This window comes from Streptomyces sp. YIM S03343, assembly GCF_054729195.1.
The window spans coordinates 3167972-3189919 of the sequence record NZ_JBPUKX010000001.1; the positions used below are offsets into that span (position 1 = coordinate 3167972).

Below are 21948 nucleotides of genomic sequence, written 5' to 3' on the forward strand. Positions count from 1 at the left end.
CCCTCCCAGTGATGCACCGGTGCCCTCGCACCGCGTGCACTGATCTCGCGACCAAGCATTTCTCACGCAGCGTGGCCGTGCCATTACCCGAAAGAGCGGGAATGGATCACCAGTTGATTGGGCAGTTGCGGCATTTTTGTCCAACCACCCCACCGCTGGAAGGTCCGGGCGGCGAGCGCGCGATGTCCGGAATCACTCGTACACGATCCGAACGATGTGTGACTGCACGACCACCGTCGGTACAACCTCCGGAAACCATCGGCCGCGGCGGCGGCAGACCGCACAACGAGCACGGCAAGCACAACGAGCACAGCACGTAAGGAGGCGGTCATGTCGTCACCCATGTCCGCGGGAAGTTTTCTGGCCGCTCTGAGAGCGGAGGGCGTAAAGGTCGTCGAGGTCGGCGACTGGCGCCACCACAACCGCAACGAGCAGGGGCCCTGGGGCCCGGTCCACGGCGTGATGATCCACCACACGGTGACCACGGGCAGCGCGCACACCGTCCAGGTCTGCCGCGACGGCCACCCCGGGCTGCCGGGGCCGTTGTGCCACGGAGTGATCACCAAGGACGGCAGACTCCATCTCGTCGGCTACGGCCGGGCCAACCACGCCGGACTCGGCGACGACGACGTGCTGCGCGCGGTCATAGCCGAGAAGGCCGTCCTGCCGCCGGACAACGAGTCGAACACGGACGGCAACCGGTACTTCTACGGCTTCGAGTGCGAGAACCTCGGCGACGGCGCGGATCCCTGGCCGAAGCCCCAGCTGGAGACGGTGGAGAAGGTGGCGGCGGCGGTCTGCCGGCACCACGGCTGGACGGAGCGGTCGGTCATCGGCCACCTGGAGTGGCAGCCCGGCAAGGTGGATCCGCGAGGCTTCACGATGAAGTGGCTGCGGGAGCGGGTGCGCGACCGTCTGAAGTAGCAGGCGGCAGCAGGCGCCACGAGGTACCGGCCTCCCGGCCACCGGCCCGCCCCGCCCGGCCACCGGCGCGTCCCCAGGCACCCCCGGCGGGGGCCGGGGGCAGGGCCGGTGGCCACAATGGTGCGGTGACCAGCCCCGCCGACCCGACCACCGACCCGACCACCGACCCGAACGCAGACCGGGCGGCAGCCCCATCCGCAGCCCGTGCCACCGCCGACCGGATCGCCGCCCTGCGCCCCCAACTCCCGTCGCCCCTCCATGAGGTCGACGACGGCCGTTTCACCCGGCACGGCGTGCGGCTCCTCCTCAAGCGCGACGATCTGATCCACCCCGAGCTCATCGGTAACAAGTGGCGCAAGCTCGTGCCCAACCTCCCGGCGGCGGCCGGCCGGACCGTGCTCACCTTCGGCGGCGCGTACTCCAACCATCTGCGTGCCACCGCCGCCGCGGGCCGTCTGCTGGGCTTCCCCACCGTCGGCGTGGTCCGCGGCCAGGAGCTCGCGGACCGCCCGCTCAACGTCTCCCTGGCCCGCTGCACGGCCGACGGCATGCGGCTGCACTTCGTGGACCGCGCGACGTACCGCCGCAAGGCCGAGCCGGAGGTCCTCGCGGAGATCCTGCGGGCGGCGGACGCCGAGCACGCGTACGTGGTCCCAGAGGGCGGTAGCAACGCCCTGGCCGTACGGGGCGCCCGGGCGCTCGGCGAGGAACTGCGCGGGCCGGCCGACGTGGCCGCCGTGGCCTGCGGCACCGGGGGCACGCTGGCGGGGCTGGCGGCCGGGCTGGGCGAGGGGCAGCGGGCCGTCGGGGTGTCCGCGCTCGCGGGCGGGTTCCTGACGGGCGCGGTACGGGAACTCCAGGAGCGGGCGTTCGGCGCGCGGTGCGGCGAATGGCGGGTCGACGACCGCTTCCACTTCGGTGGCTTCGCCCGTGTCACCCCCGAACTGGACGCTTTCGCCCAGGAGTTCGAGGACTGCCACGGACTGCCCGTGGAGCGTCTCTATGTCGCCAAGTTGTTGTACGGACTTGTCGCCCTCACCGCGGAGGGCGCCTTCCCGCGCGGCACCGCCCTCGCGGCCGTGATCACCGGCCGCCCGTTCCCGTAGGCCGCGGCGCCTCGCCGCCGCTGCCTACGCATGCCTACGCGGTCTCCCGGAAGGCCGCCGCCTCCTCCAGGTCCAGCCGCCGCAGCAGGGTGCGGAGCATCTCGTCGTCGATGTAGCGGTGGTCGCGCAGCCGGACGAACATGGACCGCTCGGCGCTGATCATCTCCCGGGACAGCCGCCGGTAGGTGTCGTCGACCGTCTCCCCGGTGATCGGGTTGACCTGGCCGAGCCGTTCCCAGACGGCGTTGCGGCGGCGCTCCAGGACGTCACGGAGACGGTCGGCCAGCGGCGGCGGGAGGGCGTTGCGGTCGTCGGCGAGGAGGTCGTCGAGCCGCTGCTCGGCGACCCGGGACGCCTGGGCCTGGGCATTGGCCTCGGCGAGGGTCTCGGCCTGGATGTCGCGGCCGGGGAAGCGCACGGCCCTGATCACGGCGGGCAGCGACAGTCCCTGGACGACGAGGGTGCCGATGACCGTGGTGAAGGTGAGGAAGAGGAGCAGGTTGCGCTGTGGGAAGGCGCCGCCGCCATGGACGGTGCGCGGGATGGAGAAGGCGATGGCCAGCGAGACCACCCCGCGCATGGCCGCCCAGGAGGTGACGATCGGCGCCCGCCAGGTCGGGTTGCTCTCCCGTTCGCGGATCCGGGCGGACAGCATGCGCGGCACGAAGGTCCCCGGGTACACCCAGACGAACCGGGCCGCGACGACCACCAGGAAGAGGATCACCGCGTACCCCGCCGCGTCCGCGCCCGAGTACGTCCCGAGGCCCTTGAGGACGACCGGAAGCTGGAGGCCGATCAGCGCGAACACCGCGGACTCCAGCAGGAAGGCGACCATCCGCCACACCGCGTCCTCCTGGAGGCGGGTGGCGAAGTCGACCTCCCACGCGTGGTGTCCGAGATAGACGGCGACGACCACCACCGCGAGAACCCCGGAGGCGTGCACCTGCTCGGCGATGCCGTAGGCGGCGAACGGGATCAGCAGCGAGAGGGTGTTCTGGAGCAGCGCCTCGGTGATATGCGTGCGCAGCCAGTGGATCGGCGCCATCAGCACCAGGCCGACGACCACGCCGCCGACCGCCGCGATCAGGAACTCGCGGATGCCTCCCGCCCAGGTGGCACCCTCGCCGATCGCGGCGGCGAGGGCGACGTTGTAGGCGGTGATCGCGGTGGCGTCGTTGAGCAGGGACTCGCCCTGGAGGATGGTGGTGATGCGGGAGGGCAGGCCGACCCGGCGGGCGATCGCGGTGGCCGCGACCGCGTCGGTGGGCGCCACGACGGCGCCGAACACCAGCGCCGCGGGCAGCGGCAGGCCCGGCACGATCAGATAGGCGACCCAGCCGACCACGAAGGTCGCGAAGAGCACGTAGCCGACGGACAGCAGGGCCACGGGCCGCAGCTGGGCGCGCAGATCGAGGTACGAGCTCTCGGTGCCCTCCTTGTAGAGCAGCGGGGGCAGCACCAGCGGCAGGACGATCCCGGGGTCGAGGGTGTAGTCCGGCACCCCGGGCACGTACGACACCGCGAGGCCGGCGGCGACCAGCAGCAGCGGCGCCGGCACCGGGGTACGACGGGCCGCGCCGGCGACCACGGCACTGCCCGCCACCAGCAGGAGCAGCGGCATCACGTCCATGCTTCTCGCCCGCCCTCGTTATCGGCGCGGTCATCCGCGCGCGCGTCGTAATCTGGCAATCATGAAACAGTGCACGCACGCGGACGCGCTGCCCCGTCCGGCACCCGAGCCGCTCGACGAGACCTGTCCCGAGTGTCTCAGGGACGGCACGCACCCGGTCCAGCTGCGCAAGTGCCTGACCTGTGGCCATATCGGTTGCTGCGACTCCTCCCCCGGGAAACATGCCACCGCGCACCACAAGGACTCCGGGCACCCGGTCATGCAGACTTTCGAGCCCGGCGAGGACTGGCGCTGGTGCTTCGTGGACCACGTGCTGGTGTGAGCGCCGGTATGAGTGCCGGTGTGAGCACCTGTGGCGGAGGGACGGTTCGTCGGACGGTTCGGGGATCTGACGTCTGGGTACGTCAATCCGGCGCGCCCTCTTCCGAATTGGCGCCGCGAAACCCCTAGACACGGAGCGTGTTCACAGGTTTACTGTGAGTGACGCCAAGGGGTCGGGGTCCAACGGGGTCCCAGGGGACAGGAAATCCGCGAGCGCGATAGCGTCACCGCTGCACCACACATCGCGTTACCCCGGGGGGCGACCCTCGGCCCTGAAAAGCTTGTACCACCTTGGAGGTGAGGGTGTCCCAGATCGCAGGCGAGCCCGCGACCCAGGACTTCGTGGAAGTCCGGCTGCCGGCTGCGGGTGCCTACCTGTCGGTGCTGCGCACGGCCACGGCCGGGCTCGCGGCCCGTTTGGACTTCACCCTCGACGAGATCGAGGACCTGCGCATCGCGGTCGACGAGGCATGCGCGATCCTGCTTCAGCAGGCCGTGCCGGGCTCGGTGCTCAGTTGTGTCTTCCGACTCGTCGACGACTCGCTCGAGGTCACGGTGTCGGCTCCGACCACGGACGGTCATGCCCCTTCGCGGGACACCTTCGCATGGACCGTGCTGTCGGCTCTCGCGGGCAAGGTCTCATCGGCCGTCGACGAGGACAGAACCGTTTCGATCAGCCTCTACAAACAGCGCGGCGCGGGACCCGGGCCGGCGTGACGAACGGGGACGGGCAGGTGCGGGACGAAGAGCGCGGCACACGGGAGCTGCCCGCCGGAGGCGGAGATCCGCCCCGGCCGGGCGGAGCCGGTCGCTCGGGGGACAAAGGAGGCCCGAACATGTCCCGGCGCACGGTGGACGGTATCGACGGCATTCCCGACCAGGCCAGACCGCACCCGGAGGACGCCCCCTTGGAGGGCGGCTTCCCGGTCGGCGGGCAGCGGGATCAGGAAGGTGCCGTGCAGAGCGCGCCTCCGGCGGCGCGGACCGGGGACGCCCCGGTCCGCACGGGGGCGAGGGCTCGGAGAAGGGCTACGGGCGGGACGATGAGCGAGCACGAACGGGACGACGCGCCGGGCATCGAAGGCGTGCCCGGTCTTCAGGGGACACAGCACGACCCGCACGACCGCAGCGGGGCGCGGGCGATGTTCGTCCGGCTGCGCACCCTGAAGGACGGCAGCCCCGAGTACGCGGAACTGCGCAACCAGCTGGTCCGTATGCACCTGCCGCTCGTCGAGCATCTCGCACGCCGCTTCCGCAACCGCGGCGAGCCGCTGGACGACCTCACCCAGGTCGCCACCATCGGTCTGATCAAGTCGGTCGACCGCTTCGACCCGGAGCGCGGCGTGGAGTTCTCCACGTACGCGACACCGACGGTCGTCGGCGAGATCAAACGGCACTTCCGAGACAAGGGCTGGGCGGTGCGCGTACCGCGCCGGCTCCAGGAACTGCGCCTGGCGCTCACGACGGCCACGGCCGAACTGTCCCAGCAGCACGGCCGCTCCCCCACCGTCCATGAGCTCGCCGAGAAGCTCGCCATCTCGGAGGAGGAGGTCCTGGAGGGCCTGGAGTCCGCCAACGCGTACTCCACGCTGTCCCTGGACGTCCCCGACACCGACGACGAGTCCCCGGCGGTCGCGGACACCCTGGGCGCCGAGGACGAGGCGCTGGAGGGCGTCGAGTACCGCGAGTCCCTCAAGCCGCTGCTGGAGGACCTTCCGCCGCGCGAGAAGCGAATCCTGCTGCTGAGGTTCTTCGGGAACATGACCCAGTCGCAGATCGCGCAGGAGGTGGGCATCTCGCAGATGCACGTGTCACGCCTGCTGGCGCGCACCCTGGCCCAGCTCCGGGAGAAGCTCCTCGTCGAGGAGTGAGCCGTCAGGAGCGACCGTTCAGAAGCGAGCCGTACGACGCCAGGCCGTAGACGCCAGGCCGTACGACGCCAGGCCGTACGACGCCGGGCTGTACGGCCACGGGCTGTACGGCCACGGGCTGTACGGCGACGGCCGGGGCGGGGGTTCGGCCGCCTACCGCCCCTTGGGCCGGGATCCGGGCCCGGGCTGTCGCCCGGTCTCCTGTCCGCGGCCCGGACCGCGGATGCCGAGGGCCTCGGTCGTCGCCGGGTGGATCAGCAGGACCAGGGCGGTCACGGCCACCACGGCCAGGGCGATGCCGGCGGGAATGGCAGCGCTGTCGGCCTGGAGGAGCTGGTAGGCCAGCGGCAGCGCCAGGATCTGGATGACGAGGACGGGACCGCGGCTCCAGCTGCGGCGGGCGAGCAGTCCGCGCGCGGCGAGCAGGGGCAGCAGCGCGAGCACAATCAGGGTGATGCCGCCGGTGACGGCCTGGGCCTGGTCGTCCGGGTCGCCGGTGATACCGCGGACCGTGATCCAGAGCCCGCCGATCACCAGCGCCAGCCCTTCCAGCGCGGCCAGTGCGGCGGCGTACGTCAGCCGGGCCGGACGCGGTCCGGTGGGGCTCTGTGCGGTCGCGGGGGCGGATTCCTGCTCGCTGGTCACCTCTGAAGAGTAGCCAAGGGCCTGCATCAGGCGGCCTGCGCCCCGGTGCGGGGGTGTCCAGGCTCACGCGATGATCTCTTACCTGATCCACACCTCGGTATGGGCCGAGTACCGCGCAGTAGGTACCCTGCAATCCATGCGTGCACTACTCGTGGTCAACCCGGCGGCAACCACCACCAGCGCACGTACGCGCGATGTGCTGATCCACGCGCTCGCCAGTGAGATGAAGCTCGAGGTGGTCACCACCGAGTACCGCGGCCACGCACGCGATCTGGGCCGCGACGCCGCTGATGGCGAGGACATCGACCTGGTCGTCGCGCTGGGCGGCGACGGCACGGTCAACGAGGTCGTCAACGGCCTGCTGCACGACGGCCCCGACCCCGACCGGCGCCCCGGTCTCGCCGTGGTCCCCGGAGGCTCGACCAATGTCTTCGCCCGCGCCCTGGGTCTGCCCAACGACCCCGTCGAGGCCACCGGCGCGCTGCTGGACGCGCTGCGCGAGAGCCGGGAGCGCACGGTCGGGCTCGGACTGGCCGGCGGTACCCCCGGCACCGCCGACGAAGGGGTGCCCTCCCGCTGGTTCACCTTCAACGCGGGACTCGGATTCGACGCCGGTGTGGTCGGCCGGGTCGAACAGCAGCGGGAACGCGGCAGGAAATCGACACACGCGCTCTATGTGCGTCAGGCGATGCGTCAGTTCTTCGGAGAAGCGCACCGACGACGCGGGACAATCACAATTGAGCGGCCTAACGCCGAACCCGTGACCGATTTGGTGCTTTCCATAGTCTGCAACACGGCTCCGTGGACCTATCTGGGCAATCGCCCGGTGTACGCGTCGCCTAAGGCCTCGTTCGATACAGGGCTCGACGTACTCGGTCTCAGCCGTCTGTCGGCCGCTTCCACCGCCCGGTATGTCACACAACTTCTCACTTCGTCCCCCGAGCACGGCCCCCATGGCAAGCACGCCCTCTCACTGCATGATCTGGACCGCTTCACCTTGCATTCGAAGGTCCCCCTGCCCCTTCAGATGGACGGTGACCACCTCGGACTGCGAACTAGCGTGACGTTCACAGGCGTACGCCGTGCACTGCGTGTGATTGTGTGAGTGGATTCCGCTAAAGTCCTTTCAGTCGAACGTTTAGGCCAGGATCCACCCCATGGAAGTAGGGCTGTGACCTAGTCGACACCGAGGAATCAAAAAAAACTTTCCAGTAGGGGTTGTATCCGCCGCTGAGGTTTGCGAGTCTCTACGTGGCGATCGGGACGGCCCGCCACATCGGCCTCCGCTGATCACCAGAACCCCTCCACGAATCACAGGACCCACGCCAGGGAACCTGGCGCTAGGCCCTTCCCTTGTCAGGGGATTCGTGAAAGCGTTCACATTCACAAGCAAACCGCAACCCGCACGTAATACCAAGGAGAGGTAGCAGCCATGGACTGGCGTCACAACGCCGTGTGCCGCGAGGAAGACCCCGAGCTCTTCTTCCCCATCGGCAACACTGGTCCCGCGCTGCTGCAGATCGAGGAAGCCAAGGCTGTCTGCCGTCGCTGCCCGGTGATCGAGCAGTGTCTGCAGTGGGCGCTCGAGTCCGGTCAGGACTCCGGCGTCTGGGGTGGTCTCAGCGAGGACGAGCGCCGCGCAATGAAGCGCCGCGCCGCCCGCAACCGGGCCCGTCAGGCCTCCGCCTGACACAACCACCCCTAGCGACAGCCTGAGCTTGGCGGCGCGTGCAGCGAGTACGCAACTCCCGCCCCCGAGCCGCAGCGCGCAGTACCCCGATGCGCTAAGCAACGAGCACTCAGCCCCGGACCAAGGACGGTCCGGGGCTCTTTGCTGTCCGGAAGCACCGGTCGGCCAGGGGCCGGGCCCGGCTACTTGTGCGAGTTCACCGGGATGTCCAGGATCACCCTGGTCCCCCGCTCCGGCGCCGGCACCATGTCGAACGTGCCGCCCAACTCGCCCTCCACCAGGGTCCGTACGATCTGGAGCCCCAGGTTGCCCGAGGTGTGCGGGTCGAAGCCCTCGGGCAGGCCCACGCCGTCGTCCTGCACCGTGACCAGCAGGTGCGCCTCCTTCGTCGTACCGCCGCGCACCACGGAGACCTCGACCGTGCCCGTGTCGCCCTGGCCGTAGCCGTGCTCCAGGGCGTTCTGGAGGACCTCGGTCAGCACCATGGACAGCGGGGTCGCGACCACGGCGTCGAGTATGCCGAAGCGCCCGCTGCGGCGGCCGGTGACCTTGCCCGGGGAGATCTCGGCGACCATCGAGAGCACCCGGTCGGCGATCTCGTCGAACTCCACGCGCTCGTCGAGGTTCTGGGAGAGCGTCTCGTGCACGATCGCAATGGAGCCGACCCGCCGTACGGCCTCCTCCAGGGCCTCGCGGCCGCTCTCCGAGTCGATCCTGCGGGCCTGGAGCCTGAGGAGCGCGGCGACCGTCTGGAGGTTGTTCTTGACCCGGTGGTGGATCTCCCGGATGGTCGCGTCCTTGGTGATCAACTCACGCTCGCGGCGACGCAGTTCCGTGACGTCCCGCAGCAGCACCAGGGAACCCACACGGGTGCCCTTGGGCTTGAGCGGGATCGCCCGGAACTGGATCACCCCGTCCTCGCCCTCGATCTCGAACTCCCGGGGCGCCCAGCCGCTGGCCACCTTGCTCAGCGCCTCGTCCACCGGACCCCGGGTGGGCGCGAGTTCCGCCGTGGTCACGCCCAGATGGTGGCCCACGAGGTCGGCGGCGAGACCGAGGCGGTGGTAGGCCGACAGGGCGTTCGGGGAGGCGTACTGGACGAGGCCCTCGGCGTCCAGGCGGATCAGTCCGTCGCCGACGCGCGGCGAGGCGTCCATGTCGACCTGCTGGCCGGGGAACGGGAAGGAACCGGCCGCGATCATCTGCGCCAGGTCGGACGCGCTCTGGAGATACGTCAGTTCGAGACGGCTCGGGGTGCGCACGGTCAGCAGATTGGTGTTGCGGGCGATCACCCCGAGAACGCGCCCCTCACGCCGTACCGGGATCGACTCGACCCGTACCGGGACCTCCTCGCGCCACTCCGGGTCGCCCTCGCGCACGATCCGGCCCTGGTCCAGCGCCGCGTCCAGCAGGGGCCTGCGGCCTCGCGGGACCAGGTGGCCGACCATGTCGTCCTGGTAGGAGGTGGGGCCGGTGTTGGGGCGCATCTGGGCCACGGAGACATAGCGCGTGCCGTCCAGGGTGGGGACCCACAGGACCAGGTCGGCGAAGGAGAGGTCGGAGAGCAGCTGCCACTCCGAGACCAGCAGATGGAGCCACTCGAGGTCGGAGTCGTCGAGCGCGGTGTGCTGGCGGACCAGTTCGTTCATGGAGGGCACGTCTGTGAGCGTACCCGGCGGTTTGTACCGTCCCGAAGCCCCGGCCCGGAAACACCCGCGGGCCGCGGCGCCTGAGAGGGACCCTCAACCCTCACCGGCACCGCAGCCCGGAGCAATGTCGGCCGCGGGGTGTGCGGTCCCGGCCGGCCGATGATGAGGAGCCGGGGCAGTCAGGGCAGAGAGCTCCGGACCCTCGTCCGCCCTCCTGTGCGGGGAAGGCGGAAGTCGTGTTGTCGAGTCGTCTTGTCGTCCTCCGCCAATTCTGGACTAGACCACTATCCGTGTCCATGTGTTGGAGGGAGTTCGTTGTCGGTGCTTTCGCAGCCTAGCCGCCCCGGGACGCCCGCGGGGCGAGAAAAGCAGGGCGATTTCGGCGGGGGTGCGGGAAGCGCTCTCCGTCGTATCACGGAGTGTTCATGTCAGCGCGTTTCGGTGACCTTCGCCAGCGCCCGGGGAGCGTCCGGATCCCGGCCGCGCGCGACGGCGATCTCGTAGGCGAGCAGTTGGAGCGGAATGATCTCCAGGATCGGCTGGACCTCCTCCGGAACGTCCTCGGTGGGCAGTACGAAGCCCGCCGACGCCTTCTCGACCTCGCCCCGCGGGCCGACCACCATGAGGTCCGCACCGCGCCCGCGCAGCCGGTCCAGGACGGGCCGCAGGGCCTCGCCGCCCTTGCCGTCGGGGACGACCGCGATGACCGGGGAGACGTTGTCCACCATGGCGAGCGGGCCGTGCAGCAGATCGGCGCCGGAGTAGGAGAGGGCGGGGACGTAGCTCGTCTCCATCAGCTTGAGGGCGGCCTCCTTGGCGGTGGGGTAGCCGTAGCCGCGCGAGGTGAGCACCATGCGCTCGGCGAAGCGGTAGCGGGCCGCCAGAGCACGGACCTCGTCCCGGCGGTCAAGGAGCCGCTCGGCGAGGTCCGGCAGCGGCTGGAGCGCCGTCGCGGGGCTGCCCTCGGCGTCGCGCATGCCCTCGGCGAAGAGGTACAGGGCGAGCAGGGAGGCGGTGTACGTCTTGGTCGCGGGCAGGGCACGCTCCGGCCCGGCCAGGATGTCGATGTGGTACTCGGACACCCCGGCCAGCGCCGAGTCGGGGTTGTTGGTCACGGCCAGCGTGATCGCGCCGGCCTCACGGGCGGCGAAGGTCGAGGCGACCAGGTCGGGCGAGCCGCCGGACTGGCTGACGCCGATCATCAGCACGTCGGTGAGGTCGAGGCGGGCGCCGTAGGCCGTGAACGTGGACATCGAGGTGAGCCCGCAGGGCAGGCCTGCGCGGATCTCCAGCAGGTATTTGCCGTACAGGGCGGCGTTGTCGGAGGTGCCGCGCGCGGTCAGCAGGACGAAGCGGGGGCGGCGGGCCGCGATCTCCCGCGCCACACGCTGGATCGCCGGGGCGCCCTCCGCCAGGATCCGCCGCAGCACCGCGGGCTGCTCGGCCGTCTCACGGGCCATGATCCGGCCGGGCAGGTCGGCTCGGGGGTCGGGGGGCTTGGCGGTCGTCATGCGGGGTCCTCCCGAAGCAGGGGCGCGGACGGCTAGGGCGTGTTTCGAAAGTCCCGTCGTCCGCCCGAAGGGCGGGCCCCGCGGCGTCTGGTGCGTGCGATCGCAAGGCGCCGGAGCGCCCTAATAGCGGAGCTATTCGGGCGTTTCGGCAACGCCGCGAGCGTGCGTGCCAGACGCCGCGGGGCAGGCGGGACTTTCGAAACACGCCCTACCCGCCCTGAGCGGTGACCGAATGGCGGTGACGGCTCCCATTTCACTCCGCCGGGGGCACTCGCGCCTGTCCTGAGCGGATTGTGCGGTAAGGGCGCCGGGTGCGGGGGCCGTCGACTAGACTATAGATTGGTCTAAACCACATGGGAGCCAACACCGGCTCCGGTGCGGACTCCGGTACGGCGTCCGCGCGGGGCGCAGTGCCGGATCCCCGTATCGAAACCCCAGTTCCCGGGCCTCTCCGGGGCTTCAGAACGGCAGGCCAGCATGGAAGTTGTCATCGTCCCGGACGCCAAGGCGGGTGGCGAGCTGATCGCCGATGCCGTGGCAAAGCTCCTCGGGCACAAGCCCGACGCCCTCGTCGGTGTGATCACCGGCTCGACCCCGCTGCCCATCTACCAGGCGCTCGCCGCCCGCGTCCGCTCCGGCGCGGTGGACGTGTCCAAGGCGCGGTTCGCCCAGCTCGACGAGTACGTCGGGCTGCCCGCCGATCACCCCGAGTCGTACCGCTCGGTGCTCATCCGTGAGTGCCTGGAGCCGCTCGAGGTCGGGATCGACGCGTTCATCGGGCCCGACGGGACGGCCTCCGACGTGCAGGCCGCGGCCGACTCCTACGACCGTGCGCTCGTCGAGGCCGGCGGGGCGGATCTTCAGCTGCTCGGCATCGGGACCGACGGGCACATCGGGTTCAACGAGCCCTGCTCGTCGCTCGCCTCGCGCACGCGCATCAAGACGCTGACGGAGCAGACCCGCGTGGACAACGCGCGCTTCTTCGAGGGTGACATCGAGCAGGTTCCGCATCACGTGATCACGCAGGGGATCGGGACGATTCTGTCTGCGCGGCATCTGGTGATGCTCGCCACCGGGGAGCAGAAGGCGGATGCGGTGGCTGCGGCTGTGGAGGGGCCGGTTGCTGCGGTGTGTCCCGGGTCTGCGCTTCAGTTGCATGCGCATGCGACGGTTGTGGTTGATGAGGCTGCTGCGTCGAAGCTGAAGCTGGCGGGGTATTTCCGGCACGCGTACGACAACAAGCCGGCGTGGCAGGGGATCTGATCCGGCCGGTCCGGTGGGTGGGGCGGCGGGGTGGGTTTTTTCGCCCCCGCCGCCCCTTCCCGTTCCCGGCCCTGGGGGCTGCGCCCCCAGACCCCCTTGTCGGCCCTTCGGGCCTCGTCCTCAAACGCCGGACGGGCTGAAATCAGCCCCTCCGGCGTTTGAGGAGCGGGGGTACGGGGGCGGCGGGGGCGAGACTCCGCCTCAGGCGGTCGTTGTCCCCGTCAGGGCCTCTGCTGCTGCTCTGCCGCAAGCCCTCGCCGCGCCGTGCGTGGCGATGTGGAGCGCGCCGCGGGGCGGGGACTGGGGGACTCCCATTTCTACGATCATCGTGTCCGGGCGGGCCGCCAGAATCGTGTCCAGGGCCCCGGACATCCACGGGTGGCGGTGTTCGTCCCTCACCACGACCACCATGCGGCGGTCGCCCGCTGCCGAGAGGGCCGCGGGGCCTGCGCCGTCGCCGGTGAAGGTGCCCGTCGACGTGCCGGGCAGCAGCCGGGTCAGATCCGCTGCCACCCCCCACGGGGTCTCGTCGCCCACCGCGATGTTCGCCACCGGGGTGAGCGCGGCGACATAGGGGGGCGAGGTGAGCGGGGCGGCGGTGCCGGTGATCCTCAGGGCCCTGCGGGCTGCCGTCAGGCCTATGTCCGGGGTGACGGCCGTACGCATCAGCACACGGTGCTCCGTCGTCCAGGTCGCCAGGGCCCGGACCCGGTGAGCCGCCTCCGCCAGGCGTTCCTCCGCCAGTTCGCCGGTGCGTACGGCCGTCACCAGCGCGTCACGCAGACGCCGTACCGTTTCGTCGTCGGCCAGGCCGCCGCCCACGCAGATCGCGTCCGCGCCCGCCGCGACGGCCAGCACGCTGCCCCGCTCGATGCCGTAGGTGGCGGCGATGGCCTGCATCTCCATGCCGTCGGTGACGATCAGGCCGTCGTAGCCGAGGCGTTCGCGCAGCAGGCCGGTCAGGACGCGGTGGGAGAGGGTCGCGGGGCGTTCCGGGTCCAGGGCCGGGACCAGGATGTGCGCGCTCATCACGGCCCGGGTGCCGACGGCGATCGCCGCGCGGAACGGGGCCAGTTCGCGGGACTCCAGCAGCGCGGCGTCCGCGTCGATGCGCGGCATCGCGTGGTGGGAGTCGACGGCGGTGTCGCCGTGCCCGGGGAAGTGCTTGGTGCAGGCGGCCACCCCCGCCGACTGGAGCCCGGTGACATAGGCGGCGGTGTGCCGGGCGGCCAGGTCGGTGTCGGCACCGAAGGAGCGCACGCCGATCACCGGATTGGCCGGGTTGGAATTCACGTCGGCCGACGGTGCCCAGTTGAGGTTGACGCCGCACTCCGCGAGGCGGCGGCCGAGTTCGGCGGCGACCTCCCGGGTGAGCTCGGTGTCGTCCACGGCGCCGAGGGCGTGGTTGCCGGGGAACGAGGATCCGGTGCGCACTTCGAGGCGGGTGACGTCGCCGCCCTCCTCGTCTACGGCGACCAGGACGTCGTCGCGTTCGGCGCGCAGCTGGGCGGTGAGCGCCGCCACCTGCTCCGGTGAGTCGATGTTGCGGCCGAACAGGCCCACGGAGGCGAGGCCCTCGCCGAGCCGGCGCAGCAGCCAGTCGGGGGCTGTGGTGCCGGGGAAGCCGGGCTGGAGGACGGTGAGGGCGTCGCGAGTCACAGTGTCGGTGCCACTGGCGAATGTCGTCACGGGTCGCGTCATCCCTTCACGGCGCCCGCGGTCAGGCCCGCGGCCATCTTGCGCTGGACGAGGAGGAAGAGGACGACGATCGGTACCGCCATCATCGTGGCGCCGGCCATCATCGGGGCGTACTCGGTGCCGTGCTTGGTGGTGAAGTTGCCGAGCCACACGGTCGCGGTCTGGTGGTCCTGGCTGAGCAGCATCAGGGCGTACAGGTACTCGTTCCAGGCCTGGATGAAGCCGTAGACCGAGGTGGCGACCATGCCGGGGGCGAGGAGCGGGAAGACGACACGGATGAAGGCGGCGGTGCGGGAGCAGCCGTCGACCATCGCGGCCTCCTCCAGCTCCTTGGGGATGTTGACGATGAAGCCGCGCAGCGTCCACACCGTGAAGGGCAGGATGAAGGTCAGATACGTGATGATCAGGCCGGTCAGCTTGTCGTACTGGTGCAGATCGTTGAGCAGCAGGAAGACCGGGATGATCATCGCGACCAGCGGGACCATCTGGACGGCCAGGATGCCCACGATGACGACCTTGCGGCCCCGGAAGGCGAAGCGGGAGATGGCCAGCGCGGCGAGGGTGCCGACGACCACGCCGATCACCACGACCGAGACCGACACCACGAGGCTGCGGCCGACCGGGCCCCAGAAGTCGGCGATGTCCAGCGCCCGGCGGAAGTTGTCGAACGTGAGGCCGGTGGGCAGCAGGCTCGGGTCCGGATCGATGGCGTCCTTGGCCGGCTTGAACGCGGTGTTGAGCATCCAGTAGAGCGGGAAGCCGGCGACGAGGAAGACGAGCAGGCCGAGGATGTTCCAGCCGAGCTTCGAGTTCCGGCGGCGGGCCGGGGCGGCTGCGGTGGGGGCCGCGGGGGTCCCGGGCGCCGCGGAGGAGAGCGTGCCGCTCATGCTGTTCACTCCACTTCTCCGATCGAAAGCATCTGGCGCATGTAGACCGCGACCACGCCCAGCAGCAGGAGCACGGTGATCAGGGCGATCGCCGAGCCCTGCGCATAGTCGTTGACCACGAACGCGCGGTCGTAGGAGTAGGTGTTGAGCACCTGGAACTCCGGTTCGGGGTGTCCGCCGCGCATCACGAAGACCTGCGGGAAGACACCCATGTCCCAGATCACCGAGAGGGTCGTGAGCATCACGATGACGGGCTTGAGGATCGGCAGGGTGACGAAGCGGAAGACGCCCCAGCCGCCCGCGCCGTCGAGCCGCGCGGCCTCCTCCAGTTCCTTGGGCACCTGGGTCAGACCCGCGCTGAGCGTGATGACCACGAACGGCACCGCGCCCCACACCACAAGGAGCATGATCACCGCAAGACCCTCAGGGCCGCTGGCGAACCAGTTGTGGCCGATCATGTCGACCCCGGGGAGGCGGCTGAGCACGGCGTTGAAGACGCCGTAGTCCGAGTCGAAGAGCCACTTGAAGACGGTGGTGGCCACGATGACCGGCATGCCCCAGCTCGCCACCAGGACGATGTTGATCAGTATGCGCAGCCAGCCGGAGACCTTCTGGAGCAGCAGCGCGAGCGCCATGCCGCCGACCATCGTGAGGATCACACAGCCACCCGCGAAGATGATCGTGCGCACGACCACGGCCCAGAACTCGCTGTCGCCGAGCACCGTGGAGAAGTTGTCGAACCCGACCCACTCGGCGGGCTTGAAGCCCCACAGCTGGGGCTGGCCGAAAGCCTGGAAGGACAGGGTGACCAGCCGGACCAGGGGGTAGCCCATGACCAGCAGGAGGACCAGCAGACAAGGGGCGAGCAGCAGCCAGGGCACCGAGGCCCCGCCCGGCGTCCGCGTTCTGCGTGGCCGGTCCGGGGCGGCCGGTGGCGGCGCCTGCCGCGGGGGCGGCACCTTCGCTGGGGTGGTCGTGTCTGCGGAACTCATCGGGCGCTCCTGCGGTCCCTCGGGTCGTACGGAGAGAAGGCGACGTCCCGCACGGCCCGGGCGGCACGCCGGTGGGCGCCTTCGCGGCGACTCGGCGTGCGCGGCCGTACGGGACGCAGGGCCCCGTCCCCGGGAGCGGTGCCCGGGACCGTACGGGGCCCTGCGGTCAGGTCACTTGTTGTTGATGACCTTGTCGATCGCGGCGTCCGCCTCCTTGGCGGCCGCCTCCACCGACTTCTTGCCGGTGCCGATGTTCTGGAGCATGGTCTGCAGCACCTGGGCCTTCTCGACCTTGCCCCAGCCGGGGGCCATCGGGACGAACCAGTTGGACTCGGCCGCGGTGGCCGGGACCGCCGTCGCGGGGTCGCTCTTCAGGGTCGCGAGGTCGGTCTTGTTGTTGGGCAGGTTGCCCTTGGCGATCAGGCCCTTCTGGCCGGAGGGGCCGGTGAACGCCTCGATCCACTCGGCGGCGACCGCCTGGGCGCCGGAGCGGGTGGGGATCGCGAGGTCGGAACCGCCCAGGAACACCGGCATGTTCTTGCCGGAGGGGCCGGGCATCACGAAGTTCTCGAGGTTGTCCTTGAGCTTGCCGGTCTTGTCGTTCTTCGGGTCGGCGGAGGTCGCTCCCTCCCACGCGGCACCGAAGATCATGCCGGACTTGCCCTGGCCGTAGACGATGTAGCGGTCGGACTCGTCCTTGGTCTTGTCGCCGTGCATGTACTTGTCGACGACATTCTTGAAGTCGGTGAGGCCCTTGAGGGACTCGGGCGAGGAGAGGCTGCCCTTCCACTGGCCGCCCTCCTCCTTGGCGATGGAGCCGCCGGCGTCGTAGACGAAGGACATGGCCGCGTACCAGTCACGGGTGGGCTGGTACCAGGCGCTGAACTTGTCGCCCTGCTTCTTCTGCACCTTGTCGAGGGCGGCGGTGAGGTCGTTGTACGTCTTCGGGACGGACTTGACGCCCGCGGCGGCGAAGACGTCCTTGCGCCAGTTGGCGACACGGCCGCCCGCGTAGTACGGCACGCCGTAGGTCTTGCCCTGGTAGGTGACGGAGGTCTTGAGGCCGTCCAGCCACTGGGCGGAGTTGGTGAACTTGGCGGTGTCCACGGGCGCGAAGGCGCCGTTGACCATGTAGCCGAGCATCTCGGTGTTGCCCATCTCGACCACGTCAGGCGCCTTGTCGGTGGCCAGGACGGCGTCGAGCTTGGTGTTCTTGTCGGGCCAGCCGTAGTACTCGTGCTTGATCTTGATGCCGGGGTGCTTCTTGGCCACCGCCGCGTCGGCGGCCTTCACGAGGTCGGGCCAGTTGTTCTGCGCGTCGACGGTGAGCCAGACGGTCAGCTCCTTGGCGTCGGCACCGCTCTTGCCGGAGTCCTTGCTGTCGTTGCCCCCACATGCCGCGATGGAGACCATCATGCCCGCGATACCGATCGCTGCTACCAGCTTGCGCTTCACGCCACCCTCCTCAGGGATGCCACAAACCCCCCCGCCTCCCCCGCGGTCAGAGCGTCGACGCCGTACCGCCCGTGGGGCCGGGAACTGGACCAATGGTGTAGACCAGCACCGGGAGAATGGCCCAGACCAATAGGCCTGTCAAGGGTGTTCACCGGGGCTGGAGACTCCGTTACGCGACCTACATATGAAAGGACCTTTAAGTAGGAACCCAGCGAAAACGGGTAGACCAATGGCGAGACAACCGACTGGACCATTTGGGCGGGGTGGACTAGACCATCAAGGAATGCGACGGTATACAGAAGGGATCACCAAAGAGCGGGACCGTCCCGCTCGCAGGCGTGCCACGATGTGGGCCACCACGGCCGGCTGTGCACGACAGGCGGGCCGCAACGGCACCCGGAGCCGGAAGGCGGAAGATGAGCACCGACGTCAGCAGTGCGGAGAACGAGGGTGGGGCGGCCGTCCGTACCGCGCGTGTGCCCAAGTACTACCGTCTGAAGAAGCATCTGCTCGAGATGACGGAGACGCTGCCCCCTGGCACGCCCGTCCCGCCCGAGCGCACGCTGGCGGCGGAGTTCGACACCTCGCGCACCACCGTGCGCCAGGCCCTCCAGGAACTGGTCGTCGAGGGCCGGCTGGAGCGCATCCAGGGCAAGGGCACCTTCGTCGCCAAGCCCAAGGTGTCACAGGCGCTGCAACTCACCTCTTACACGGAGGACATGCGCGCCCAGGGCCTGGAACCGACCTCACAGCTGCTGGACATCGGCTACATCACCGCCGACCACCGGCTCGCCGAACTCCTCGACATCACGGCGGGCGGGCGGGTGCTGCGCATCGAGCGGCTCCGGATGGCGAACGGCGAGCCGATGGCCATCGAGACCACGCATCTGTCCGCCAAGCGCTTCCCGGCGCTGCGCCGCTCCCTGGTGAAGTACACGTCCCTCTACACGGCCCTCGCCGAGGTCTACGGCGTCCATCTCGCGGAGGCCGAGGAGATCATCGAGACCTCGCTGGCCACCCCGCGGGAGGCGGGGCTGCTCAGCACCGACGTGGGCCTGCCGATGCTGATGCTCTCCCGGCACTCCGTGGACCGCGACGGGCTGCCGGTGGAGTGGGTGCGGTCGGTGTACCGGGGCGACCGCTACAAGTTCGTCGCGCGTCTGAAGCGGCCTCAGGACTGATCCGAGCGGTCCTGAGGGCTGAGCCGAGCAGCCTCAGGGCTGAGCCGAGCAGCCTCAGGGCTGAGCCAAGCGGCCTCAGGACTGCCCCGAGCAGCCTCAGGACTGACCCGCCGGCGTGGAGGTGACGTCTGACGTCACCTCAAACCCCGTTCGCTCGTTGCGATTTTGCGCAGCGATGTCCGGATGACGTCTTCCGGTTCGCCGACACCGTCCCCTACATTGCCTGCGCGTTACCAGCGGTTATCGAGGCCTCGCGCGAGGGGACGGAGTCGCCTGATGTCAGACGCAACGGAAGTGTCCGGACCGCCGATGGTGACGCCGTTACGGGTCGCCGTCGCCTTCTGCCTGCTCGTGCCCTTCGTGGCGATGCTGTGGGTCGGCTCCTACGCCAAGACCGACCCGGAGTTCATCGGCATCCCGTTCTTCTACTGGTACCAGATGGCCTGGGTGCTGATCTCCACGGCGCTCACCATGACGGCGTACCGGCTCTGGCAGCGCGACCAGCGCCTCCGGCGTCTCCACGCTGCCCACGGTTCCGCCGCCGAGGGGGGTGCGTCGGAGTGAAGGACGGCGTGAACGGTGTCGCACTCGGTGTCTTCGTCTTCTTCTTCCTCGCCGTCACGGTGCTGGGCTTCCTCGCGGCACGCTGGCGCCGGGCGGAGAACGAGCACTCGCTGGACGAGTGGGGTCTCGGCGGACGGTCGTTCGGCACCTGGGTCACCTGGTTCCTGCTCGGCGGCGACCTCTACACGGCGTACACCTTCGTCGCCGTCCCGGCGGCGGTCTACGCGGCGGGCGCGGCCGGCTTCTTCGCGGTGCCGTACACCATCCTGGTCTACCCGCTGATCTTCGTCTTCCTGCCGCGGCTGTGGTCGGTGTCGCACCGGCACGGCTATGTGACGACCTCGGACTTCGTGCGCGGCCGGTTCGGCTCCAAGAGCCTGTCGCTGGCGGTCGCGGTGACCGGCATCCTCGCGACGATGCCGTACATCGCGCTCCAGCTCGTCGGCATCCAGGCCGTGCTGGACGTGATGGGCGTCGGCGGCGGGTCGAGCTCCAACGGGTTCGTGAAGGACCTGCCGCTGCTGATCGCCTTCGGTGTGCTGGCGGCGTACACCTACTCGTCGGGGCTGCGGGCGCCCGCGCTGATCGCGTTCGTGAAGGACGCGCTGATCTACATCGTGATCGCGGTGGCGATCATCTACATCCCGATCCGGCTGGGCGGCTTCGACGACGTCTTCGCCAAGGCGAGCCAGGCGTTCGCCCAGGTCAACCCGGCCACCGGCAAGCCGCGCGGCGCCCTCGCACCGGCCGAGGCGGGCCAGTGGACGTACGCCACGCTGGCGCTGGGCTCGGCGCTCGCGCTGTTCATGTACCCGCACTCGATCACCGCGACGCTGTCCTCGAAGAGCCGTGACGTGATCCGCCGCAACACCACGATCCTGCCGCTGTACTCCCTGATGCTGGGCCTGCTCGCGCTGCTCGGTTTCATGGCGATCGCGGCCGGGGTGAAGGTCACCAACGGCCAGCTGGCGATCCCGCAGCTGTTCGAGAACATGTTCCCGGCCTGGTTCGCGGGGGTGGCCTTCGCGGCGATCGGCATCGGGGCGCTCGTCCCGGCGGCCATCATGTCCATCGCGGCGGCGAACCTCTTCACCCGCAACATCTACAAGGACTTCATCAAGCCGGACGCCACACCGGCCCAGGAGACCCGGGTCTCCAAGCTCGTGTCGCTGCTGGTGAAGGTGGGCGCGCTGGTCTTCGTCCTGACGATGGACAAGACGGTCGCCATCAATTTCCAGCTCCTGGGCGGCATCTGGATCCTCCAGACCTTCCCGTCCCTGGTCGGCGGCCTGTTCACCCGCTGGTTCCACCGCTGGGCACTGCTCGCGGGCTGGGCGGTCGGCATGGTCTACGGCACCGTCGCCGCGTACGGGGTGGCCTCGCCGACGCAGGCGCACTTCGGCGGCTCGGCGAAGGAGATCCCGGGGATCGGCGAGATCGGCTACATCGGCCTGACGGCCTTCGTCCTGAACGCCGCCGTCACACTCGTCCTCACGGTGGCCCTGAAGGCGCTGAAGGCTCCCGAGGGCACCGACGAGACGAGCCCGTCGGACTACACGGCCGACGCGGGCGACCCAGGGGTACGGGTGGAACAGCCGTCGGCGACAGCGGGGGCGAGCCACTAGGCGTGGCGCTGGGCGTGGCACCAGACGTCGGGACTCCGCCACGCATACCGGGCCGCCGGGCCGCCGGGAGGAAATCCGGCGGCCCGTTGTCGTACCCGTCCGGCACACTCGGTGCCATGGACCTCGTGATCAGGAAGGCGGACCCGAGCGAGTACGCCACCCTCGGCGAGATCACGGCCGCGGCCTACCTCGACGACGGGCTGCTGACCTTCGGTGCGGCCGACCCGTATCTCGCCCAGCTCAAGGACGTGGCCAAGCGGGCGGCCGCCGCCGAGGTGCTGGTCGCCACGGAGCACGGGCAGGTGCTGGGCGGCGTGACCTTCGTACCGTCGTCCGGCGGCCCCATGGCCGACATCGCCCGGCCCGGGGAGGCGGAGATACGGATGCTGGCGGTCGCTCGGGCGGCGCGCGGCCGGGGCGCGGGCGAGGCGCTGGTGCGGGCCTGCATGGACCGGGCGAGGGCGGTAGAGGGCTGCACCGGCATCGTCCTGTCGACCGATTCCGCCATGCACGCGGCCCACCGCATCTACCACCGCCTCGGCTTCACCCGCGCCCCGTCGCGCGACTGGAACCCCATCCCCCACCTCGACGAGACGCTGATGCTCCTCAGCTACGAGCTGGCGTTCTGAGCCGCGCCACGAGCACGGACCGACGCGGACCGGCAGACGTCACCACGCCCTGAGCGCGGCCATGTCCTCCCGGACTGAGGCGATCTCCGCCTGGTAGTCCGGGTCAGCACGCCACCGCTCCAGCTCGGCAGCGGCCCGTACCGCGGCAGCCGACGGCACACGTCCGCCGTTCGCCCCGGCGTCGGGGCGAGAGCTGGCGGGCTTCGGCGTTTCAGGCATCTTCGGCGTCACGACGCCAGCGTAGGGCGTCACAGGTGCCGGCCCCCGTGCCTCGCGCCCCCGTCACCCCGCCTCCCGCGTTCCGGGG

Annotated in this window: 21 protein-coding genes; 12 read left to right on the forward strand and 9 right to left on the reverse strand. The window is 70.0% G+C overall.

Annotated elements, in window-relative coordinates; all coding sequences use genetic code 11:
* Window positions 1–330 precede the first annotated feature (330 nt).
* Together ACSYGN_RS13355 and ACSYGN_RS13360 are read left to right on the forward strand one after the other, a co-directional pair.
* Window positions 331–924, forward strand: coding sequence for an N-acetylmuramoyl-L-alanine amidase (locus tag ACSYGN_RS13355; RefSeq protein WP_460395212.1), 594 nt, complete (start codon window positions 331–333; stop codon window positions 922–924).
* A gap of 221 nt (window positions 925–1145) precedes the next feature.
* Window positions 1146–2030, forward strand: coding sequence for a 1-aminocyclopropane-1-carboxylate deaminase/D-cysteine desulfhydrase (locus ACSYGN_RS13360; protein WP_460403422.1), 885 nt, complete (start codon window positions 1146–1148; stop codon window positions 2028–2030).
* Window positions 2031–2064: 34 nt separating this feature from the next.
* Here the strand turns inward: ACSYGN_RS13360 and ACSYGN_RS13365 are convergent, their stop codons facing one another.
* Window positions 2065–3660, reverse strand: a complete 1596-nt coding sequence (locus ACSYGN_RS13365) for a Na+/H+ antiporter (RefSeq protein ID WP_460395214.1) — start codon at window positions 3658–3660, stop codon at window positions 2065–2067.
* Window positions 3661–3721: 61 nt separating this feature from the next.
* Here ACSYGN_RS13365 and ACSYGN_RS13370 point away from each other — a divergent pair, with 61 nt between their 5' ends.
* The 3 genes from ACSYGN_RS13370 to ACSYGN_RS13380 all read left to right on the forward strand — a co-directional run bounded on the left by ACSYGN_RS13370 (window position 3722) and on the right by ACSYGN_RS13380 (window position 5852).
* The gene (locus ACSYGN_RS13370; RefSeq protein ID WP_460395216.1) at window positions 3722–3982 is read left to right on the forward strand and encodes a UBP-type zinc finger domain-containing protein; all 261 of its coding nucleotides are present in this window, start codon (window positions 3722–3724) and stop codon (window positions 3980–3982) included.
* Between the two features lie 302 nt (window positions 3983–4284).
* Window positions 4285–4698 carry an ATP-binding protein gene (locus tag ACSYGN_RS13375; protein ID WP_006136266.1) on the forward strand — a complete coding sequence of 138 codons (414 nt, stop codon included), beginning with the start codon at window positions 4285–4287 and terminating at the stop codon, window positions 4696–4698.
* 17 nt (window positions 4699–4715) lie between these two features.
* Entirely contained in the window at window positions 4716–5852 is a 1137-nt protein-coding gene (locus ACSYGN_RS13380; protein ID WP_460403424.1) for an RNA polymerase sigma factor SigF, read from the forward strand.
* 153 nt (window positions 5853–6005) lie between these two features.
* On the opposite strand, the gene ACSYGN_RS13385 is transcribed toward ACSYGN_RS13380, so the two are convergent.
* A complete protein-coding gene (locus ACSYGN_RS13385) occupies window positions 6006–6497 on the reverse strand; it encodes a hypothetical protein (RefSeq protein ID WP_460395218.1) in 492 nt (163 codons plus the stop codon).
* A gap of 136 nt (window positions 6498–6633) precedes the next feature.
* Here ACSYGN_RS13385 and ACSYGN_RS13390 point away from each other — a divergent pair, with 136 nt between their 5' ends.
* Window positions 6634–7602: a diacylglycerol/lipid kinase family protein gene (locus ACSYGN_RS13390; protein WP_460403426.1), complete on the forward strand. Its 969-nt coding sequence runs from the start codon at window positions 6634–6636 to the stop codon at window positions 7600–7602.
* Between the two features lie 327 nt (window positions 7603–7929).
* Window positions 7930–8187: a WhiB family transcriptional regulator gene (locus ACSYGN_RS13395; protein WP_003992873.1), complete on the forward strand. Its 258-nt coding sequence runs from the start codon at window positions 7930–7932 to the stop codon at window positions 8185–8187.
* Between the two features lie 182 nt (window positions 8188–8369).
* Here ACSYGN_RS13395 and ACSYGN_RS13400 read toward each other — a convergent pair whose 3' ends face one another.
* Window positions 8370–9836 carry a sensor histidine kinase gene (locus tag ACSYGN_RS13400; RefSeq protein WP_460403428.1) on the reverse strand — a complete coding sequence of 489 codons (1467 nt, stop codon included), beginning with the start codon at window positions 9834–9836 and terminating at the stop codon, window positions 8370–8372.
* A 428-nt stretch (window positions 9837–10264) separates the two neighbouring features.
* Window positions 10265–11347 (reverse strand): SIS domain-containing protein, encoded by a 1083-nt coding sequence (locus ACSYGN_RS13405; protein WP_460395220.1) that lies wholly within the window; start codon window positions 11345–11347, stop codon window positions 10265–10267.
* 477 nt (window positions 11348–11824) lie between these two features.
* Between ACSYGN_RS13405 and nagB the strand changes: the two genes are divergently transcribed.
* On the forward strand, window positions 11825–12610 hold the full coding sequence (gene nagB / locus ACSYGN_RS13410) for a glucosamine-6-phosphate deaminase (protein WP_460403430.1): 786 nt from the start codon (window positions 11825–11827) through the stop codon (window positions 12608–12610).
* 201 nt (window positions 12611–12811) lie between these two features.
* Here the strand turns inward: nagB and ACSYGN_RS13415 are convergent, their stop codons facing one another.
* The 4 genes from ACSYGN_RS13415 to ACSYGN_RS13430 all read right to left on the reverse strand — a co-directional run bounded on the left by ACSYGN_RS13415 (window position 12812) and on the right by ACSYGN_RS13430 (window position 17642).
* Window positions 12812–14299 (reverse strand): glycoside hydrolase family 3 protein, encoded by a 1488-nt coding sequence (locus ACSYGN_RS13415; protein ID WP_460395222.1) that lies wholly within the window; start codon window positions 14297–14299, stop codon window positions 12812–12814.
* 8 nt (window positions 14300–14307) lie between these two features.
* On the reverse strand, window positions 14308–15195 hold the full coding sequence (locus tag ACSYGN_RS13420) for a carbohydrate ABC transporter permease (protein WP_460395224.1): 888 nt from the start codon (window positions 15193–15195) through the stop codon (window positions 14308–14310).
* Window positions 15196–15200: 5 nt separating this feature from the next.
* Window positions 15201–16187, reverse strand: coding sequence for a carbohydrate ABC transporter permease (locus ACSYGN_RS13425; RefSeq protein ID WP_460395226.1), 987 nt, complete (start codon window positions 16185–16187; stop codon window positions 15201–15203).
* Between the two features lie 171 nt (window positions 16188–16358).
* Window positions 16359–17642 (reverse strand): extracellular solute-binding protein, encoded by a 1284-nt coding sequence (locus ACSYGN_RS13430; RefSeq protein WP_460395227.1) that lies wholly within the window; start codon window positions 17640–17642, stop codon window positions 16359–16361.
* 416 nt (window positions 17643–18058) lie between these two features.
* Between ACSYGN_RS13430 and ACSYGN_RS13435 the strand changes: the two genes are divergently transcribed.
* The 4 genes from ACSYGN_RS13435 to ACSYGN_RS13450 all read left to right on the forward strand — a co-directional run bounded on the left by ACSYGN_RS13435 (window position 18059) and on the right by ACSYGN_RS13450 (window position 21641).
* Window positions 18059–18823, forward strand: a complete 765-nt coding sequence (locus ACSYGN_RS13435) for a GntR family transcriptional regulator (RefSeq protein ID WP_460395228.1) — start codon at window positions 18059–18061, stop codon at window positions 18821–18823.
* A 276-nt stretch (window positions 18824–19099) separates the two neighbouring features.
* Entirely contained in the window at window positions 19100–19387 is a 288-nt protein-coding gene (locus ACSYGN_RS13440; protein WP_460395230.1) for a DUF3311 domain-containing protein, read from the forward strand.
* A complete protein-coding gene (gene mctP / locus ACSYGN_RS13445; protein ID WP_460395232.1) occupies window positions 19384–21012 on the forward strand; it encodes a monocarboxylate uptake permease MctP in 1629 nt (542 codons plus the stop codon). The genes ACSYGN_RS13440 and mctP overlap by 4 nt, the downstream gene beginning before the upstream one ends.
* A 116-nt stretch (window positions 21013–21128) precedes the next feature.
* Window positions 21129–21641: a GNAT family N-acetyltransferase gene (locus tag ACSYGN_RS13450; RefSeq protein ID WP_460395234.1), complete on the forward strand. Its 513-nt coding sequence runs from the start codon at window positions 21129–21131 to the stop codon at window positions 21639–21641.
* 39 nt (window positions 21642–21680) lie between these two features.
* On the opposite strand, the gene ACSYGN_RS13455 is transcribed toward ACSYGN_RS13450, so the two are convergent.
* Entirely contained in the window at window positions 21681–21872 is a 192-nt protein-coding gene (locus ACSYGN_RS13455) for a hypothetical protein (RefSeq protein ID WP_460395236.1), read from the reverse strand.
* Between the last annotated feature and the right edge of the window lie 76 nt (window positions 21873–21948).